The sequence below is a fragment of the Streptomyces sp. E11-3 genome, from assembly GCF_046540415.1.
Lineage (GTDB): Bacteria > Actinomycetota > Actinomycetes > Streptomycetales > Streptomycetaceae > Streptomyces.
Genome location: NZ_JAZGRL010000002.1, coordinates 2171868 through 2188288, shown reverse-complemented (window position 1 = coordinate 2188288; position 16421 = coordinate 2171868). Strand labels below are relative to the sequence as shown.

Genomic DNA, 16421 nt, shown 5'->3' with positions numbered 1-16421 from the left:
TCTTTCTGCCCGGAGGGTAATGGCGCCCCAGAAGTATCTCCCGAGCTTTCTGCTCGCGCATTTTGGAACAATCCGGGAACAGGACCGAATGGCGGTGGCGCCGATCTGCGGCGAGGCTGAGGAAATATCGCCGTCCCCGCACGGGCGAAGCGTCTCGACGTCAACCACCGCCGCAGACAAGGGGTTCCCATGCCCGACGACACCCAGTCCAAGCCGGCCTCGGCCGGGATCGTCACCGCCAACGAAGCGGTGCTGCGGCGCTCCCCGTTCGACGACGTGCAGGATCTCGACGACGCCCGCCGGGGGTTCCTCGGTACGGCCACAGACCCCGTCGTCCGCGACGCGGAGGGGAAGGCCGTCTGGGATCTCGGTGCCTACGCGTTTCTCGATCAGGGCTGCCCGGACTCGGCCAACCCGAGCCTGTGGCGGCAGAGCCGGTTGTGCGCCGAGCACGGCCTGTTCGAAGTGACCGAAGGCATCTACCAGGTGCGCGGCTTCGACCTGTCGAACGTGACGTTCGTCGAGGGCGAGACCGGCGTGTTCGTCATCGACCCGCTGCTCGGCGTGGAGAACGCCGCCGCGGCCCTCGCCCTGTACCGCGAGCACCGCGGCGACCGGGCCGTCACCGGCGTCCTGTACACCCACTCCCACGCCGACCACTTCGGCGGCGTCAAGGGAGTGGTGACCGAGGAGGAGGTCGCCGACGGCATCCCCGTGTACGCGCCCCGCGGTTTCATGGAGCACGCCGTCAGCGAGAACGTGCTCGCCGGTACGGCGATGAATCGACGCGCCGCCTACATGTACGGCGCCGCGCTGCCAAAGGGGGAGCGCGGGCAGATCGGATCCGGGCTCGGCCAGACCCTGTCGACCGGCATGGTGAGCCTGATCGCCCCGACCGTCGAGATCACCCACACCAGCCAGAAGGCGACCGTCGACGGCATCCGCATGGTGTTCCAGCTGACCCCCGGCACCGAGGCCCCGGCCGAGCTGAACGTCCACTTCCCCGACCTGCGCGCGCTCTGCATGGCCGAGAACGCCACGCACACCCTGCACAACCTGCTGACCCTGCGCGGTGCCGAGGTCCGCGACCCGCATGAGTGGTCGCGCTACCTCACTCAGGCCGTCGACCTGTTCGTCGACTCCAGCGACGTCGCGTTCGCCTCGCACCACTGGCCGGTGTGGGGCCGCGAGCGCGTCGAGACGTTCCTGTCCGAGCAGCGCGACCTGTACGTGTATCTGCACGACCAGACGCTGCGCCTGCTCAACCAGGGTCTGACCCCGCTGGAGATCGCCGAACGGATCGAGTTGCCGCCCGCCCTGGAGCGGGCCTGGCACACGCATGGCTACTACGGCTCGGTCAGCCACAACACCAAGGCCGTCTACCAGCGGTACCTGGGCTGGTTCGACGGCAACCCGGCCCACCTGTGGGAGCACCCGCCGGTCGAGGCGGCCCAGCGGTACGTGCGGTTCATGGGCGGCGCCGACGAGGTGCTGCGCCGCGCCCGTGAGTCCTTCGACGAAGGCGACTTCCGCTGGGTCGCCCAGGTCGTCAACCACGTCGTGTTCGCCGACCCGGACAGCGCCGAGGCCCGCGCCCTGCAGGCCGACGCTCTCGAACAGCTCGGCTACGGCAGCGAGAACGGCACCTGGCGCAACTTCTTCCTCACCGGAGCCCTCGAACTGCGCCACGGCGCCGTCGGAACGCCCACCAAGACCACGTCCCCGGACATCCTCGGCGCCCTCACCCTCGACCAGCTCTTCGACTCCCTGGCGATTCGGGTCGACGGCCCTGCCAGCTGGGACGCCGACATCACCGTGCGCTGGAACCTCACCTCGGGCGAGGCCGTGACGATGTGGCTGCGCAACGGCGTGCTCACCCATGTCGCGGGCCATGGCGCCGCCAGCGTGTCGCCCGATGTGGAGATCACCCTCGACGAGCGGGTGCTGCGGGCTGTGCTGCTCGGCGCCCTGCCGCCGACCGATCTGCCAGGCCCCGGCGGGGCGAAGGTCACCGGCGACCTGGCCAAGCTGCTCGAACTCTTCGGCCACCTCGACGCCCCCGACCCGGACTTCGCCATCGTCACGCCGTGACGTGGTCCGGGTGGACTCGTGGCGCGTCGTGCCGTGCCACCGGTCCAGGACCTGTGCGCCTTACGCTCCCCTTCTGTCAGCGGCATGAAACGGGAGAAAGGGGACGCCATGGCATCTGTAGACGCGGTCGCCGTTCAGCGCATGACCGACACCCTGTTCATCGAACGCTCCTGGCGCAGCCCGAGTTCGACACGCTTCTGGGGGCTGCTCGTGCTGGCCGCGGTCATCGCGAGCGCGGGCGTGGTGGGTGACTCGACCGCGACCGTCATCGGCGCGATGATCGTCGCTCCGTTGATGACGCCGATCCTGGGCAGTGCGCTCGCGCTGGTCCTCGCCGACCGGTCGCAGGTGGTGCGGTGCGCGTCGCTCGTCATCGGCGGGGCGCTGGCGGTGGTGGCGGTCGGCATGCTGCTCGGCTGGATCGCGGCCCCGCCGGACCACTTCGCCTCCAACAGCCAGGTCTCCTCGCGGATCAGCCCTCGCCTGATCGACCTGCTCGCCGCCCTCGCGACGGGCACGGTCGGTGCCTTCGCGCTCGTGCGGGCCGACATCTCCGACACCCTGCCGGGCGTGGCGATCGCCATCTCGCTGGTGCCGCCGCTCGCCGTGACCGGACTGCTCATCACGGTCCGCCGCTACCACGACGCCAGTGAGTCGGCGCTGCTGTTCGCAACGAACGTGGCCGCCATCGTGGCGACGGGGACCATCGTCTTCCTGTTTTACGGAATCCGGGGCGCGGCCCAGGAGTCCGGGCTGGCCGTGGGCCAGTTCCACGGGCGCACCCTGGTGGCGGTGGCCGCGCTCCTGCTGCTGATCGCGGTGCCGCTCACCACCGGCACGATCACGGTCGCCCGCGACCGCTCCCTCGCGGCGGACGCCCGCCCGGTCGCCGAGAAGTGGGCCGCGACCGGCAAATGGCAGATCGCCTCGGTCGAGGCCCGCAACGGCATCGTCGTCATCGGCGTCCTCGGCCTGCCGCCCCAGCCCGCGCCCACCGCACTGCGCGCCGCCCTCGACCGGGGCGGCATGGCGGACGCGGACCTCGAACTCCATCTCGTGGGCGGCCGGACGCACTGGTGCCCGGCGGACACGGACACCTGCACGGTGAAGAACGCGGCGCGTAGCTGAGGCGCAGCCGCGTCCCGCCACTCGTCCGTGGACGGCGGTCCCCAGTCCCCCTAACCCTGGATCGCACGACCGGCCTTGCCGGGTTGGGGACGCACAGCCGAGCGGCCTACGCGGGTCCGCATACGAACCTCAGGCCAGGAGCCGGCCGAGCAGCGCCGCGAAGCCGGTGCCGGGCGGCAGCGCGCCGAGCCGAGTGCCGCCTCGATCTCCGTACCGGTCAACGGCGGTGCCTGGTTGGGTCATTTCATCCGCGATGACGCCCCTGACCAGCAAAAACGCCCTCCCTGAGGGAGGGCGTAACGCCACGTTCTGCTCGGCGCCCCCGGCAGGACTCGAACCTGCGGCCAAGCGCTTAGAAGGCGCCTGCTCTATCCACTGAGCTACGGGGGCCGGATGGCGGCCGGTGGCCCGGAGTGCCGGTGTGGGGCCGGTCCGGGGTCTTGCCGGGGACAAGGATAGGGCTCGCGGGGGCCCGTCCCTGGTGCTTCGCCTCCGCGGCACGGTGTGGAGGTTCAGTGAAGCGGTCCTGATAATCGCAGGCAGGTGCGAATCTCGCATCGCTTTCGGCACCTCGTGCCCCGGGTGTTGTGCACTCGTTATGCCTGCGCCCCAGTCGCCCCGCATGTCTCAAGTGTCCGACCGGCGCGCAGAAGCGGTTATATACTTCAGAAAGTCGCCAAAATTGGGCATTCTTCGCATGTGGTGACCTTGGATGTACGGCCTCAGCTGCTCGACGCTCTCTCCACCCTGCGCAACCGTGTCGCCGCCGCACGCTTTCCGCTTCCGTTGGACGGGGCTGCACGCGCGCGTGTCGACCGTGACGAGCTGCTCGCACAGCTCGATGACTATTTGGTGCCCCGCCTGCGGCAGCCCGAAGCGCCCTTGCTCGCGGTGATCGGCGGGTCGACCGGGGCGGGGAAGTCCACGCTGGTCAACTCGCTGGTGGGGAGACAGGTCAGCGAGGCGGGTGTGTTGCGGCCGACGACGCGTACCCCGGTGCTGGTGTGCAACCCCGAGGACCACCACTGGTTCGCGGGGCTGCGGGTGCTGCCTGAGCTCACGCGCGTGTGGATGCCGAGCAGGGAGCCATCGGAAGAGGGCGACGCCTCCTCGGGCACGGGCACGAAGGCGGGCCAGGAGGCGGGTAAGGGGGCAGGCGGCTCGGCAGGCCGCGCGGCGGGTGCGGGCGCCAGGACGGGCGCAGGTACGGGCGCCAAGGCGGGCGGAGGCGCGGGCGCCAAGGCGGGCGAGTGCGTGCTGCGGATCGAGACCGCGGCGACGCTGCCGCGCGGGCTCGCACTCCTCGACGCCCCCGACATCGACTCCCTGGTCGCGGAGAACCGCCAGCTCGCCGCCGAGCTGATCTGCGCCGCCGACGTATGGGTCATGGTGACCACCGCCGCCCGGTACGCGGACGCCGTGCCCTGGCATCTGCTGCGTACCGCCAAGGAGTACGACGCCACCCTGGTCACCGTGCTCGACCGGGTGCCGCACCAGGTCGTCGCCGAGGTGTCACGGCAGTACGGGGCACTGCTCACCAAGGCCGGTCTGGGCGAGGTCCCGCGCTTCACCATCCCCGAGCTGCCGGAGTCCGCGGGCGGCGGCGGGCTGCTGCCGTCCACCGCCGTCGCGCCGCTGCGCGACTGGCTCGCCCACCGGGTCCAGGATCCCGCGGCCAGGGCCCAGGCCCTGCTCCGTACCGCCACCGGGCTCATCGAATCGCTGGGAGCCAGGATGCCCGCGCTGGCGGGCGCCGTCTCGGCGCAGCACGCGGCCGGGGTGCGGCTGACCACGGCCGTCGAGGAGGCGTACGCGAGCGAGCACGCGCGCGTGAAGGGCCGTCTGCAGGCCGGAGCGGTGCTCTCCGGCGGCGCGCTCGGCCGGTGGCGGAGCTACCCGCTGGACTGCGGCGCCGGGGAGCTCCTGGACGCGGTCGTGGAGAGCCTGGGGGCGCTGCTGCTGTGCTCGGTGTCCGCGGCCGACGAGCGCGTCGACGAGGCCTGGCAGCGCGAACCTGCCTCCTGGGCGCCGGAACTGACGTACCGGGAGCCGGACGCGGAGAGCGCCGAGCACCGCATCGGACTGGCCGTACGGCGCTGGCGTCGCGTCATCGAGGAGTACGCGGAGGACGAGCTCCGCGACCTGGAGAACCCCCCGGACGGCGAGGTGGTCGCCGCACTCCTGGCCACGGCCCTGCTGGGCGGGCGGCGGGCCCGTTCGGCGGGCGAGCGGCTCGCCGAGCTGATCGGCGCGCACGGCGCGCTCCGGCTGCGCGACCGGGGCGGCCGCCTGCTCACCTCGTACGTGGAGAAGGTCCTGCAGACCGAACGCGACCGCAGGATCGCGCCGCTCGACGCCCTCGAAGTCCACTCGGAACCGCAGGCCGAACTCATCGCCGCACTGTCCGTACTGCAGAAGGAGAGGTGACCGCGGTGACTGCCGTCACTGACCACACCGGCGGGCAGGAGCCCGCGAACCACGCGCGCGTGGCGGGCGATGAGGGACAGGACGCCGCCGGGGGCGAGCGGGTCTGGGACGACGGGCTGATCGCCCGCCGGGGCGGCGAGGGCACCGGGAACCAGATGCCTGCGCGTGGCGCCCAGGGCGCCGGGAACCAGATGCATGCGCGTAGCGCCCAGGGGGGCGGCACCACGTACGCCGCCCCGCTGCGCGCCCGTCTGGACGCGCTGCGCGAGCTGGTCGGCCTGTCCCGCACCCGGCTCGACGGCCGGACCCTCGCCGAGGCGGGGCGGGTGCTCGACCAGGCCGCCGCACGCCGGGAGCTCTCCGACCGGCACACTGTCGTCGCCATCGCGGGGGCCACCGGCAGCGGCAAGTCGTCCCTGTTCAACGCCCTGGCCGGGGTGGCGATCTCGGAGACCGGAGTACGCAGGCCGACCACGGCGGCGCCACTGGCCTGCAGCTGGACGGACGGCGCCGCCAACCTCCTGGACCGGCTCGGCATCCCCGGAAGACTGCGCCGCAGGCCCTTGCAGAGTCCGGGGCAGGGTGCGCGGCTGGACGGCCTGGTCCTGGTGGACCTGCCCGACCACGACTCGGCGGCGGTCGAGCACCGCGAGCAGGTGGACCGCATCCTCACCCTGGTGGACGCGGTGATCTGGGTCGTCGACCCGGAGAAGTACGCCGACGCCGTACTCCACGAGCGCTATCTGCGGCCGATGGCCGGCCACGCCGAGGTCACCTTCGTGGTGCTCAACCAGACCGACCGGCTGCCGGGTGACGCCGCCGACCAGGTACTCGACGACCTGCGCCGCCTGCTCGACGACGACGGCATCGCGCTCGGCGAGCACGGCGAGCCCGGCGCCACGGTCCTCGCGCTCTCCGCGTTCACCGGCGAGGGGGTCGGCGAGCTGCGCGAACTGCTCAGCCAGTTCGTGGCCGAGCGCGGCGCACCGGCGCGCCGGATCTCGGCCGACCTGGACACCGCCGCCGCCAGGCTGCGCCCCGTCTACGCATCCGGCCAGCGGGTCGGCCTCAGCGAGCGGGCCCGCGAGGAGTTCGCCGACCGGCTCGCCGAGGCGGTCGGCGCCACGGCCACGGGAGAGGCGGCGGAGCGGGCCTGGCGCAGAAACGCGGGCAGGGCGTGCGGCACCCCGTGGCTGCGGCTGTGGCGCTGGTACGAGGCCCAGCGCATCCCCGGCGGGTCGTCACGCGCGGTGTCCACCACCCCCGCCGAGGAGGAGCCGACGGCACGTCAGCGGGTGGAGCAGGCCGTACGCATCGTCGGCGACGAGGCGGCGGCCGGGTTGCCCGCGCCATGGGGGCAGGCCGTACGGGAGGCCGCGGCGCGCGGCTCCGCGGGGCTGCCCGAGGCACTGGACGAGCTGGCGGTGCGGGCCGGGGTGCCGTCGGGGAGGCCGCCGCGCCCCGGCTGGTGGCCGATGGCGGTGCTGTTTCAGGCGGCGATGACGCTGCTTCAGATCGTGGGTGGGCTCTGGCTGGTGGGGCAGATCATCGGGTTCTTCGACCCGAACCTGGGGGTGCCGGTGCTGCTCATGGCGTCGGGGATCGTGGGCGGTCCGTGCGTCGAGTGGGCCTGCCGGATGGCGGCACGCGGCCCCGCACGGCGGTACGGGCTTGAGGCGGAGCGGCGGCTGCGGGAGGCCGCGTCGGGGTGCGGGCGGGCCCGGGTGCTCGATCCGGTGGCGGCCGAACTGCTGCGGTACCGGGAGGTACGGGAGCAGTACGTGCGGGTGACGGGGTTGTCCACAACCGGCCGGTAGTCCACAGCTCCGAGCGGGCTCGTCGTGTACGGGTGCAGTCTGAGTTCGCGGCGGGTCGCCCGAGATCGGCCGCGGCCGTGCGGGACGGACTCGCGGGCGAACTGGGGAGGGGCCGAGATGAGCGAGACGATGGTGACGGTCGTGGGGAACGTCGCGTCGCAGCCGATCTACCAGGAGAAGTCGACCGGCGGGGTGACGCGGTTTCGGATCGCGGTGACCGCACGCCGCTTCGACCGTGTTCAGCAGGCGTGGAAGGACGCCGGCACCAGCTTCTTCACGGTGTGGGCCAGACGGACGCTGGCCGCGAACGTGGCGTCGTGTGTGACGGTCGGGGAACCCGTGCTCGTACAGGGTCGGTTGAGGTTGCGGGAAGGGGAGCTGGAGGACCGGCGCTGGATGTCGGCGGACATCGACGCGATGGCGGTGGGCCACGATCTGTCGCGCGGCACGGCGGCGTTCCGCCGGATGTCGCGAACCGAGCAGGAGCCGGGCTCCACACCCGGCGCGACAATCGGGCCCACACCCAGCTCCACACAGGAACCGGCGCCTCCCGCTCCCGACCCGGCCGCTGACCCCCCGCCCCTTCTCACCCCCGAACCGATCTGACCCAACCTGACCCAGGAACGAGAGCAACACGCGACATCTCACCGCAACAAGGGTCAACCAGACTGGCGATTTGTCGATAAGGGCAGGTCACATTGGTTGCTGGCGATAACGATTGCGAGTCGGATCGGTTGTCGAACGGCATGATCGGGTTCGGGGGTGCGTGGTTTCCCTAGGATTCCGGGCGTAACTCACGGGGCTGTTGACTGCAGTTGGTGCTGCTGGCGGGATCGTCCCCCCATCGAATGGGTCCCGCCCGGAGGGGAATTCGGTGTTTTCTTCGTTCTCTGTACGTCGGCGTGGCGCCGCTCGCCTCGCCGTCGTGACGCTCGCCTCGGGTCTTGCCGCGGCCGGGGTGCTGGCCGGAGCGGGTCTCGCTGTGGCCGACGATGAGCCACAGGGGCAGGGCGGTGCCACCGCGACCCTCGGCAGCCTGGTGACGCACGACCAGGCGGTGATCCGCGCGGAGGACGGCGACGAGCGGAAGATCCCCGCCGGGCTGTTCGAGATGTCGGTGGAAGACGGCGGCAGCCTGCAGACGTACTGCGTCGACATCCACAACCCGACCCAGAAGGGCGCGAAGTACCAGGAGACCCCCTGGAGCGCGACCTCGCTGAACAGCAATCCGCACGCGGGCAAGATCCGCTGGATTCTGCAGAACTCCTACCCGCAGGTGAACGACCTCGCCGCCCTGGCGAAGAAGTCGGGCGCCCGCGGCCTCACCGAGGAGACCGCGGCGGCCGGAACTCAGGTGGCCATCTGGCGCTACTCGGACAACGCCGACGTCGAGGCGGTCGACCCGCAGGCCGAGAAGCTCGCCGACTACCTGGAGAAGCGCGCCAGGAACCGCGCCGAGCCGAAGGCCTCGCTCACTCTCGACCCGCCCGCCATCTCCGGCCGGGCAGGCGAGCGGCTCGGCCCGGTCACCGTGCGCACCAACGCCGAGGCCGTGACCGTCAGCCCGCCCGCGGACGCCGCGGCGAGCGGGGTGCGGGTCGTCGACGCGGACGGCGAGGTGGTGACCTCGGCCGAGCACGGCAGCGAGCTGTACATCGACGTGCCGAAGGACGCCCCCAAGACCGGGTCGGCCGCACTGACCGTCCAGGCGTCGACCACCGTGCCGGTCGGCCGCGCCTTCGCCTCCGAGAGCAGGAGCCAGACGCAGATACTCGCCGGGTCCAGCGAGTCGACCGTCTCGGCCACGGCGAGCGCGAACTGGGCGGAGCAAGGCGCGATACCAGCCCTCTCGGCCCAGAAGAACTGCGCCAAGGGCGGCGTGGACATCGCCGCCACCAACAGCGGTGACGAGCCGTTCACCTTCGAACTGATGGGCTTCAAGCACACCATCGAGGCCGGAGAGTCGCAGACGGTCACCATCCCGCTGCAGGAAGACCAGGCCTACGACTTCACGATCACCGGCCCGAACGGCTTCGAGAAGCGGATCAAGGGCGTCCTGGACTGCGCAACGGCGGCCAGCCCCGACGGCGACACCCCCGAGCCCTCCGAAGGCCCAAGCCCGGCCTCGGTCGGCGGCACCGGCGACGACCTCAACCTCGCCGAAACCGGCAGCTCCAACACCACCCCGATGATCGCGGGCATCGCGGTCGCCCTGGTCGTGGTCGGCGGCGCGGCGGTCTTCTTCCTCCGCAAGAAGGACGACTCCGGGGAGTAAACCGCTGGGCGAGCGCCCGAAACGTCCCCGGAGGGCCGATCGGAACGCCCTCCCGGGGCAGCCGGGAGGGCCGGTTTCCCCCGGGGGCCTCGTACACCCCGGCTATGACACCGCCGACCACAAAACCGGCGAACGTCCTTGCCGCCTCACCCTTGGCTGACCCCTGCCCCAAGTTCCGTGCAGGGGTGCGCTCTTGACTGCACCGCCCATCCAGGGCAATGGTCATGCAAGGCGATGCAATCGGCTCGACACCGGAGGCGGACATGGCACTACGGTTCCTCGGGATTGATCCGGACACCGGCCAGCAAGGCTCACCCACGGTGTGGGTCGACGAGGAAAGCGCGGAGCTGGTGTTCCAGGGCTGGAAGCCCGGTGCGGAACTGGCAGCCGAGTGCGCGGCGACCGAGGTTCCCGGGCACGCGATCGGCATTCCGGACAACGAGGCCGTCGTACGGGTGCCGGCCCGCATGGTGCCGATGATCAGGAAGGCGTGCGATGTCGCAGAACGACGTGCCCAGCTTTGAGGACCTGCTCTCCGGCGCCCAGCGCTCAGCGTGGCATCTGGAGATGCGCGACTCCTACGGCATTGGAGACGAAGCCGCAGACTTCGAGCATTGGCAGCGCACTGGGGAGTGCGACACCGATCCTGCCTCGGCGTACTGGGCGCCATGGGTCAACCTGATCGGCGGCACCGTCGGCCGTGGCGTGGCCGTACGCAGGGCCCGCATCGTCTCCGAGCCGGTGACCGAGTACATCCGCTACGAGTACGCCGGGACCACGGTCAACATCAAGGCCGGGGAAAACGTGCGGTGGCTGCCCCGACGGCATGCGTCGGACATCGCCTTGCCGGGCAACGACTTCTGGCTCTTCGACCGCACCGCGGTTCTCTTCAACCACTTCTCAGGCGACGGAAACTGGACCGAGCCGAAGTGGGAGGTGCGCACAGAGCCGGACGTGATCCAGCTCGCCGCAAACGCCTTCAAGACAGTGTGGGAGCGCGGCATCCCGCACGAGAAGTACGCCGTCTGACCAGCCCCGACCGAAGAGCCAGCACATGACCGCATCCCCCCTGTCCGCCGCTCAGGCGGCCCGCGAACGCCTTGCGGCGCAGTTGCGGGACCTCCGCATCGACGCGGGACTGACCGGTGAGGAACTGGCTCTACGGTGCGGCTGGAGCGCCTCGAAACGGTCCCGGATCGAGAATGCCCGAACCCCGCCCTCGGACGCTGATGTACGTCAGTGGTGCCAGGCATGCGGCGCGCAGGACCAGGCCACCGACCTGGTCGCCGCCAACCGGCAGGCCGACCAGATGTACGTGCACTGGAAGAAGCTCCACGGGCATGGGATGCGCCGCGCCCAGGACGAAGTCCTGCCCCTGTACGCACGCACCCGGCACTTCCGGATCTACTGCTCCAACGTCGTCCCCGGCATCCTGCAGACCGAGGCGTACGCGACCGCCCTGCTGTCCACCATCGCCCGCTTCCAGGGCACCCCCGACGACGCCCCGGAGGCAGCCGCTTCGCGGATAGAACGCTCCCACGTCCTGCATGAGGGAGACCACCGCTTCGCGTTCTTGCTCGAAGAAACGGTGCTGCGCTACCGCATCGGGCCCTCGGAAACCATGGCCTCCCAGCTCGGCTATCTCCTGGCCGTCATGGCGCTGCCGAACGTCAGCCTCGGCATCATCCCGTCCGACGCCGAGCGCCGCATGTGGCCGCTGGAAGCCTTCTACCTCTTCGACGACCGCCAAGTGAGCTCGGAACTGCTGACGGCGGCCGTGAACGTCACCGCTCCCGGAGAGGTAAGCACTTACGCCAAGGCGTTTGCCGAGATGAGCAAGAACGCCGCCTACGGGGCACCAGCTCGGACACTGATCACGGACGCGATCGGCGCTCTCGGATAAACTCGCGTGCAAGGTCATGCAAGAACGTAGAGACTGAACTAGCCGCGTTCCTAACGTCATTGACATGACCGTGGAGCACCAAGGCAGACCGCACATCGGCGGAGATCAGGTCCGGCAGCTGATCGACCTCGTGATGTACACAACCTGCGACGGCAAGCGCCCTGCCCTCGATGTGGTGCGCGCCCACATCAACGAACTCGCTGGCTACCTAGACACGCTCGCCGAAGCGGCCCGGAGCTCATGCGGAACGAGCACACAGCTACACCAGGACGCTGGCATGCTCCTGTCGCATCGACCCGACCCCGCAGCGTCCCGCATCGAACAGATAGCTCACCTTCGGGCGCTGGCCCGAGTGGCTCTCAGGTTCCTGCAGCTCGCGGAGCGGCGGGACACACCATGACCGCGAACACGACGCCGCCCGTGAGTCTTGACTCACTGTGGTGCCGCTACGAGAACAAGCTCGTCGAGTACGACCTGATACGGCACCTCGCAGAGTGCTCAAGGTGCGGGTCCAAACAACACGCGGTATGCGTATGCCCCGATGGTGAGGCGCCATCGTAAGGGGGACGAGGAGTCCCGCACGGAGGTTACGCGGCGGCCCGAACGACGCGGGTGCCGCGGTGATTCGGGCCGGTTCCACGGTCTCTTGTTCGTCATGGCGGTCACCCTTCCTTGCCTGGAGGAGTGAGGAGGGCGAGTCGGGCAGCTCCGGCACGTATGAGGCGAGCGCCAGGGAGCGGGCGCGGCCGGTCAGGTGGCGCGCGTACCCGACGCAGATGGCGGGCGCCGGGGTGCCGATGGTGGCGTGGCAGAAGACCGTCGCTCTCGGCCGCGATGGCGGCCCGGGTCGTCTCCTGAATATTTCTGGGCTTCAGGTGCGCCAGGTTGCCGGGCCGGTAGCTGCAGGTGCCGCACAGGTCGGCGCACTGGCGCATGGCACCAGTGCGCCAGTCAGCGACAGCGGTGACCGGATCGCTCACGGCCTCCACTCCGGCCGGTTGCCCGGGTGGTCGGCGTAGGCGTCAGTGAGCAGGCGCAGCGTCCAGCACGGGGACACCCGCGTCAGGATGACAGTTGACCTCCTAAACACGAGGCTCAGGTCAGATGATCTCCCGACACCACGGCGAGCCTCCACGCAGCGGTGCCGCCGGTCACGCGCACCGTGAGTTGGTGGGGCCTGATCTCGGTGTGGACCAGTCCGATCGTGGGCACCCCGTCGCAGGCCACGGAATCCGGGTCAGCGTCACCCCGGTAGACGATCTCCACTCTCGCTTCGCCCGTACATGACGCGTAGTAGGTGTAGACCTCTTGGTCAGGGGTGAATTCAGGAAGCTTGAGCGTGGTACGGCCCGACGTCTCGGGGATGAGCACAGCGGCCTTCTTGGGCAGGCTGAAGTCAGGCGCCGGTGGAGCAGATGTCGTATCGGGCGACGCGGGCGAACTGGACGGCGGTGCCGGGGATGGCGATGTCTCGCTCTCGCGGTCCGGGGGGTCATTGGTGCAGCCTCCGGACACCAGGACAGCGATAAGGGCAGCGGCAGCACCGAGCGGGCGGCGCATGGTGGTCTCCTGGGTGAGTTGAAGGGGCCCGGCCCCGCGGGTGGCAGGGCCGGGCTGTGGGGCTACTTGATGACCCATCCTTCACGGTAGGGAGCCCATGCCTTCATGTACTTCTTGGAGCTCTTCTGGCAGGCGCTGCCGCGGTAGTACTTGTAGCCGTATACGTTCTCCTTGAAGATCCCGTAGTCGCCCTTGACGGTGCTGCGGGCCTTCACCTTGCCCGACGCCTCAATGCCGAGTTCTGAGGTCCAGCTCTTCGAGACGCTCGCATTGATTTCGGTCTTGATGGCGGCGAAGATTCCGGCCTTGAGTTCCCCGCTGACGGTGAGGGACGCTCCGATTTGAGTGGTCCCCGACTTCTTGGATGTGAACTTGAAGTTGATGGGGTAGCTCTTTGTGTTCTTGACGGCCGTGTGGTACTTGACGGACATCGTGTTCTTCTTGTTCTTGGTGATCGTGAATTCCCAGCCGGGCCTGCACTGCAGTCCCTGCGTCGAGAACTCGGGTTCCTTGCCCTTGAGGTCCACGTCCGGCAAGGTCGTCTCCTCGGGCTCGCCTGGGATCGGCAGGTCCTCTTCGAGGTCGTGCTGCCCGGCCTCGGTCCCAGCCAGCGTCTCTTCGGCTGACGGGCTGTCACCGTTAGTGGAGGCGATGGCCTGCGGCGCGCCGAGCCCGGTGATGAGTGCCACGAAGATGGCGGCTGCGCTGCTGCGCGCCAGTCCTGATTTCACTTGCATTTCCCCGTCGTTGGTCGCCGCGGGCACCGTGCCCGGCGCACGTCGCGGCTTGGATGCCTGGTGCGTTTGGGCGGCGCCCGCGCCTCCGTGGTCGTTGGAGGCGTCACGGACAGTACCTCTGTTGATCATCGGCCGTTAGGCACACCTGCCGTCCACCCGGACTGACTAGGGTGGGTGAAACGGGACAGCGAGATGAATTACACCCGATTAGGAATCTCCCTTTTCGTCCTAATCGGACAAAAAGGTGGGCTGCGATAGATTGATCTCCCCATGAGGAGTATCAAATTCCCCTCAGATGTAGCGCTACTACTCAGGTTGAATCCGAGATGTCCGGCGGTGCTGACGGGCCGTGATGCCTGCGGTACGACCACACCCTGCTGCACGCGCAAGAGGGGCGGGCTGACACCCGCCGAGCAGCATGAGCGTGAGGCCGTGCGGCTGAAGGCGGAGCTGAAGTGGGGCCCGTTGGCGCACGGATTCGATGACACGTACCAGGGCTGGGCGCTGAAGCGGGTGAAGCTGCGCCGCGCCACGGCGGCGCGCTGCGTGCATGCGGGCGAGTGCGGGAGAAACCCTCTGTGGCTGGGGCGGTCGGCTCCACGGCTTTAGGAACCACTTTGGGGCGCGCCTCTAAGGTCATGGCCCCAACATCGTGCTTTAACGGGCAGGTCCACAGACTGCCCGACTCGCCGGAAGCTTAAGGGGACATGATCAGTCGCCCCAAAGCAGCTCCAGCCCAAAGTCGCTCCGCCGACCTAAGTCCCACCCTTGACGCCAATCACGACTGCGGACTACTCAAAGGGCAATTCGACATCTTCTGGGGTCGCATTTTCGCCGCTCTCCTTCTTGCCCTTGGCTGAAGTCTCAGTCCAATTTGGCTCGTAGACCCATTCGGCGCGTCTCAGTTCATCAGACTTCCCGGCTTTCCAGAACTCCACCGGAGCCTTCCGCATGCGCTTCTGGACGAGAGCGGCAAAGTCCACCATGAATACCACTGTTTCTACGCCGCGCCACGTCGCGGTGTTTGGCCTGGTGGTCATGATTCGGTGAACAAATCGTAGATCCTCAAGCTCTACGATTTCTCGACCCCAGTCAGTGTCCATATGCTCTCGACGTACGAGGAAAAAGAAAGTATCCCGATCTCGGACGAACCTCACGAGATCATCGAATCGAGTTTCCAAAGCAGGGGCATCGCGCCCAGCATCATTGCGGAGGTCGGTCTGCTTGCGCTGAAGACGCAAGCCAGCAGCTGCTTGGACGTTCTCTGCTCCGATTGTGAAAGGTTCATCACCTCCTCCGCCTCGCTGGGAGGATTCCCATCCGGCGTCGGCCGCCGCGATAAGGAGATCGAAATAGTCGCGAGCAACGGCGCCGCCAGCGATCAGCACCGCACGCTCGCGGGCAGTTTGAGTGAGAACCTCGCGAATTTTGAACCCGGCAGGAGTGAGCACACCGTTCGCAACTTCTTCGAGGAATGTCTGTGCCGTCGCAAAATCAGCCAGACCGACGTCGAGGGACAGATGCTGGAGGTCGTGCGGAGGCTGCATGCCGAGTGGCGGATCTCCATCAGCGAACGACTGCGTCCTTGAGTGAACGCTGCCAATCTTCAACCATACGTTACTCCTCTTGGTGATGCCGTGGAGGTGGTCAAGAACTAGCGGCTGCTTATCCTTGGCGACAAAATAGAAGTCATCAAGCACGACGAGTAGTGATTTTCGACCATCCAAGTTAGCGGCATTCTCCAAGGCCTGTGCAATGGCCGGGGCGAGGTCGCGGAGAAAGTCCTCCTTGCGGCGCGTTTGCGTTGAGGTCTGCGAAGTCTTCATTCGCTTAGACCGTGCGCCTCCGCCCGTTGCGCTCAGTTTCGCGTACTGCTTGGCAACCCCGCCCTGAAGGCTGACTTTGAATTCACTTGTCCGTGTCTGGTCGCTCTCCGTGTTCTGCGTAACCTCAGCGGCTGCATCGCGGAGGGCGTCAAGGACGTCGAGTAGCTCCTTAACTTCACGGCGGAGATTCCGTTGGGGCTTCTTCCATCCCTTGGGCTCAATTGCTTGAAGGATGTCGATGATGATCTCAATAAGGACATCAGGGTAGGAACGAGACTTGTGTGTCTCGACGTCCACGAAAATGACCCGAGCCCCTTGTTCCTCTGCGCGCCGTTGGAGAACAGCGAGCGTCGTGGACTTGCCGACCCCCCGACGACCTGTGACGAGGTGGTTGACGGCAGACTCAAGCGTGGCCACCGTGCCAGGGCGGAGTTCGACGAATCGATCACTCAATGCGTCATCGGCCTGGTTGGTTGTTCGTAGTGCGGCTGACAGCGCTGCCTTGAACGACTGAAGGTTGCCTCGGTCCAGCAAGGTCGCTCCCCAACGTCGCGGGTCCTGACAGTCAGGCTAGGCGATGAGCGCAACGCTCCGTGTCCTACTTGGCCCAGGTGGCCGTCATCGACCTGACGACAGACCCCGTACCGATCAATGCTG

General features: G+C 68.5%; 13 protein-coding genes and 1 tRNA gene. 10 read left to right on the top strand and 4 right to left on the bottom strand.

What is annotated here, in order from left to right; all coding sequences use genetic code 11:
• The first annotated feature begins 189 nt into the window (after positions 1–189).
• Positions 190–2091, top strand: a complete 1902-nt coding sequence (locus U9R90_RS29000) for an alkyl/aryl-sulfatase (protein ID WP_411059635.1) — start codon at positions 190–192, stop codon at positions 2089–2091.
• 108 nt (positions 2092–2199) lie between these two features.
• Positions 2200–3219, top strand: a complete 1020-nt coding sequence (locus U9R90_RS28995; RefSeq protein WP_411059634.1) for a DUF389 domain-containing protein — start codon at positions 2200–2202, stop codon at positions 3217–3219.
• Between the two features lie 317 nt (positions 3220–3536).
• Here U9R90_RS28995 and U9R90_RS28990 read toward each other — a convergent pair.
• Positions 3537–3609 (bottom strand) — tRNA-Arg (locus tag U9R90_RS28990).
• 309 nt (positions 3610–3918) lie between these two features.
• On the opposite strand from U9R90_RS28990, the gene U9R90_RS28985 reads away from it, so the two are divergent.
• From U9R90_RS28985 to U9R90_RS28950, 8 genes are all read left to right on the top strand, one after another.
• A complete protein-coding gene (locus tag U9R90_RS28985; RefSeq protein ID WP_411059633.1) occupies positions 3919–5646 on the top strand; it encodes a dynamin family protein in 1728 nt (575 codons plus the stop codon).
• A gap of 5 nt (positions 5647–5651) precedes the next feature.
• Positions 5652–7463: a GTPase gene (locus U9R90_RS28980; RefSeq protein WP_411059632.1), complete on the top strand. Its 1812-nt coding sequence runs from the start codon at positions 5652–5654 to the stop codon at positions 7461–7463.
• A 117-nt stretch (positions 7464–7580) separates the two neighbouring features.
• Positions 7581–8069 (top strand): single-stranded DNA-binding protein, encoded by a 489-nt coding sequence (locus U9R90_RS28975; protein WP_411059631.1) that lies wholly within the window; start codon positions 7581–7583, stop codon positions 8067–8069.
• Positions 8070–8388: 319 nt separating this feature from the next.
• On the top strand, positions 8389–9738 hold the full coding sequence (locus tag U9R90_RS28970; protein ID WP_411059630.1) for a Cys-Gln thioester bond-forming surface protein: 1350 nt from the start codon (positions 8389–8391) through the stop codon (positions 9736–9738).
• A 263-nt stretch (positions 9739–10001) separates the two neighbouring features.
• Positions 10002–10262, top strand: a complete 261-nt coding sequence (locus tag U9R90_RS28965) for a hypothetical protein (RefSeq protein WP_411059834.1) — start codon at positions 10002–10004, stop codon at positions 10260–10262.
• Complete coding sequence (locus tag U9R90_RS28960; RefSeq protein WP_411059629.1) at positions 10234–10767, top strand: DUF6879 family protein; 534 nt, start codon at positions 10234–10236, stop codon at positions 10765–10767. Before U9R90_RS28965 ends, U9R90_RS28960 begins: the two co-directional genes overlap by 29 nt.
• A 25-nt stretch (positions 10768–10792) precedes the next feature.
• Positions 10793–11641: a helix-turn-helix domain-containing protein gene (locus U9R90_RS28955; protein ID WP_411059628.1), complete on the top strand. Its 849-nt coding sequence runs from the start codon at positions 10793–10795 to the stop codon at positions 11639–11641.
• 64 nt (positions 11642–11705) lie between these two features.
• Positions 11706–12041 (top strand): hypothetical protein, encoded by a 336-nt coding sequence (locus U9R90_RS28950; RefSeq protein ID WP_411059627.1) that lies wholly within the window; start codon positions 11706–11708, stop codon positions 12039–12041.
• A gap of 695 nt (positions 12042–12736) precedes the next feature.
• On the opposite strand, the gene U9R90_RS28945 is transcribed toward U9R90_RS28950, so the two are convergent.
• The 3 genes from U9R90_RS28945 to U9R90_RS28935 form a co-directional block, all read right to left on the bottom strand.
• Positions 12737–13012, bottom strand: a complete 276-nt coding sequence (locus U9R90_RS28945) for a hypothetical protein (protein ID WP_411059626.1) — start codon at positions 13010–13012, stop codon at positions 12737–12739.
• 251 nt (positions 13013–13263) lie between these two features.
• Positions 13264–14067, bottom strand: coding sequence for a hypothetical protein (locus U9R90_RS28940; RefSeq protein ID WP_411059625.1), 804 nt, complete (start codon positions 14065–14067; stop codon positions 13264–13266).
• A 662-nt stretch (positions 14068–14729) separates the two neighbouring features.
• Positions 14730–16298: a hypothetical protein gene (locus U9R90_RS28935; RefSeq protein ID WP_411059624.1), complete on the bottom strand. Its 1569-nt coding sequence runs from the start codon at positions 16296–16298 to the stop codon at positions 14730–14732.
• Positions 16299–16421 lie beyond the last annotated feature (123 nt).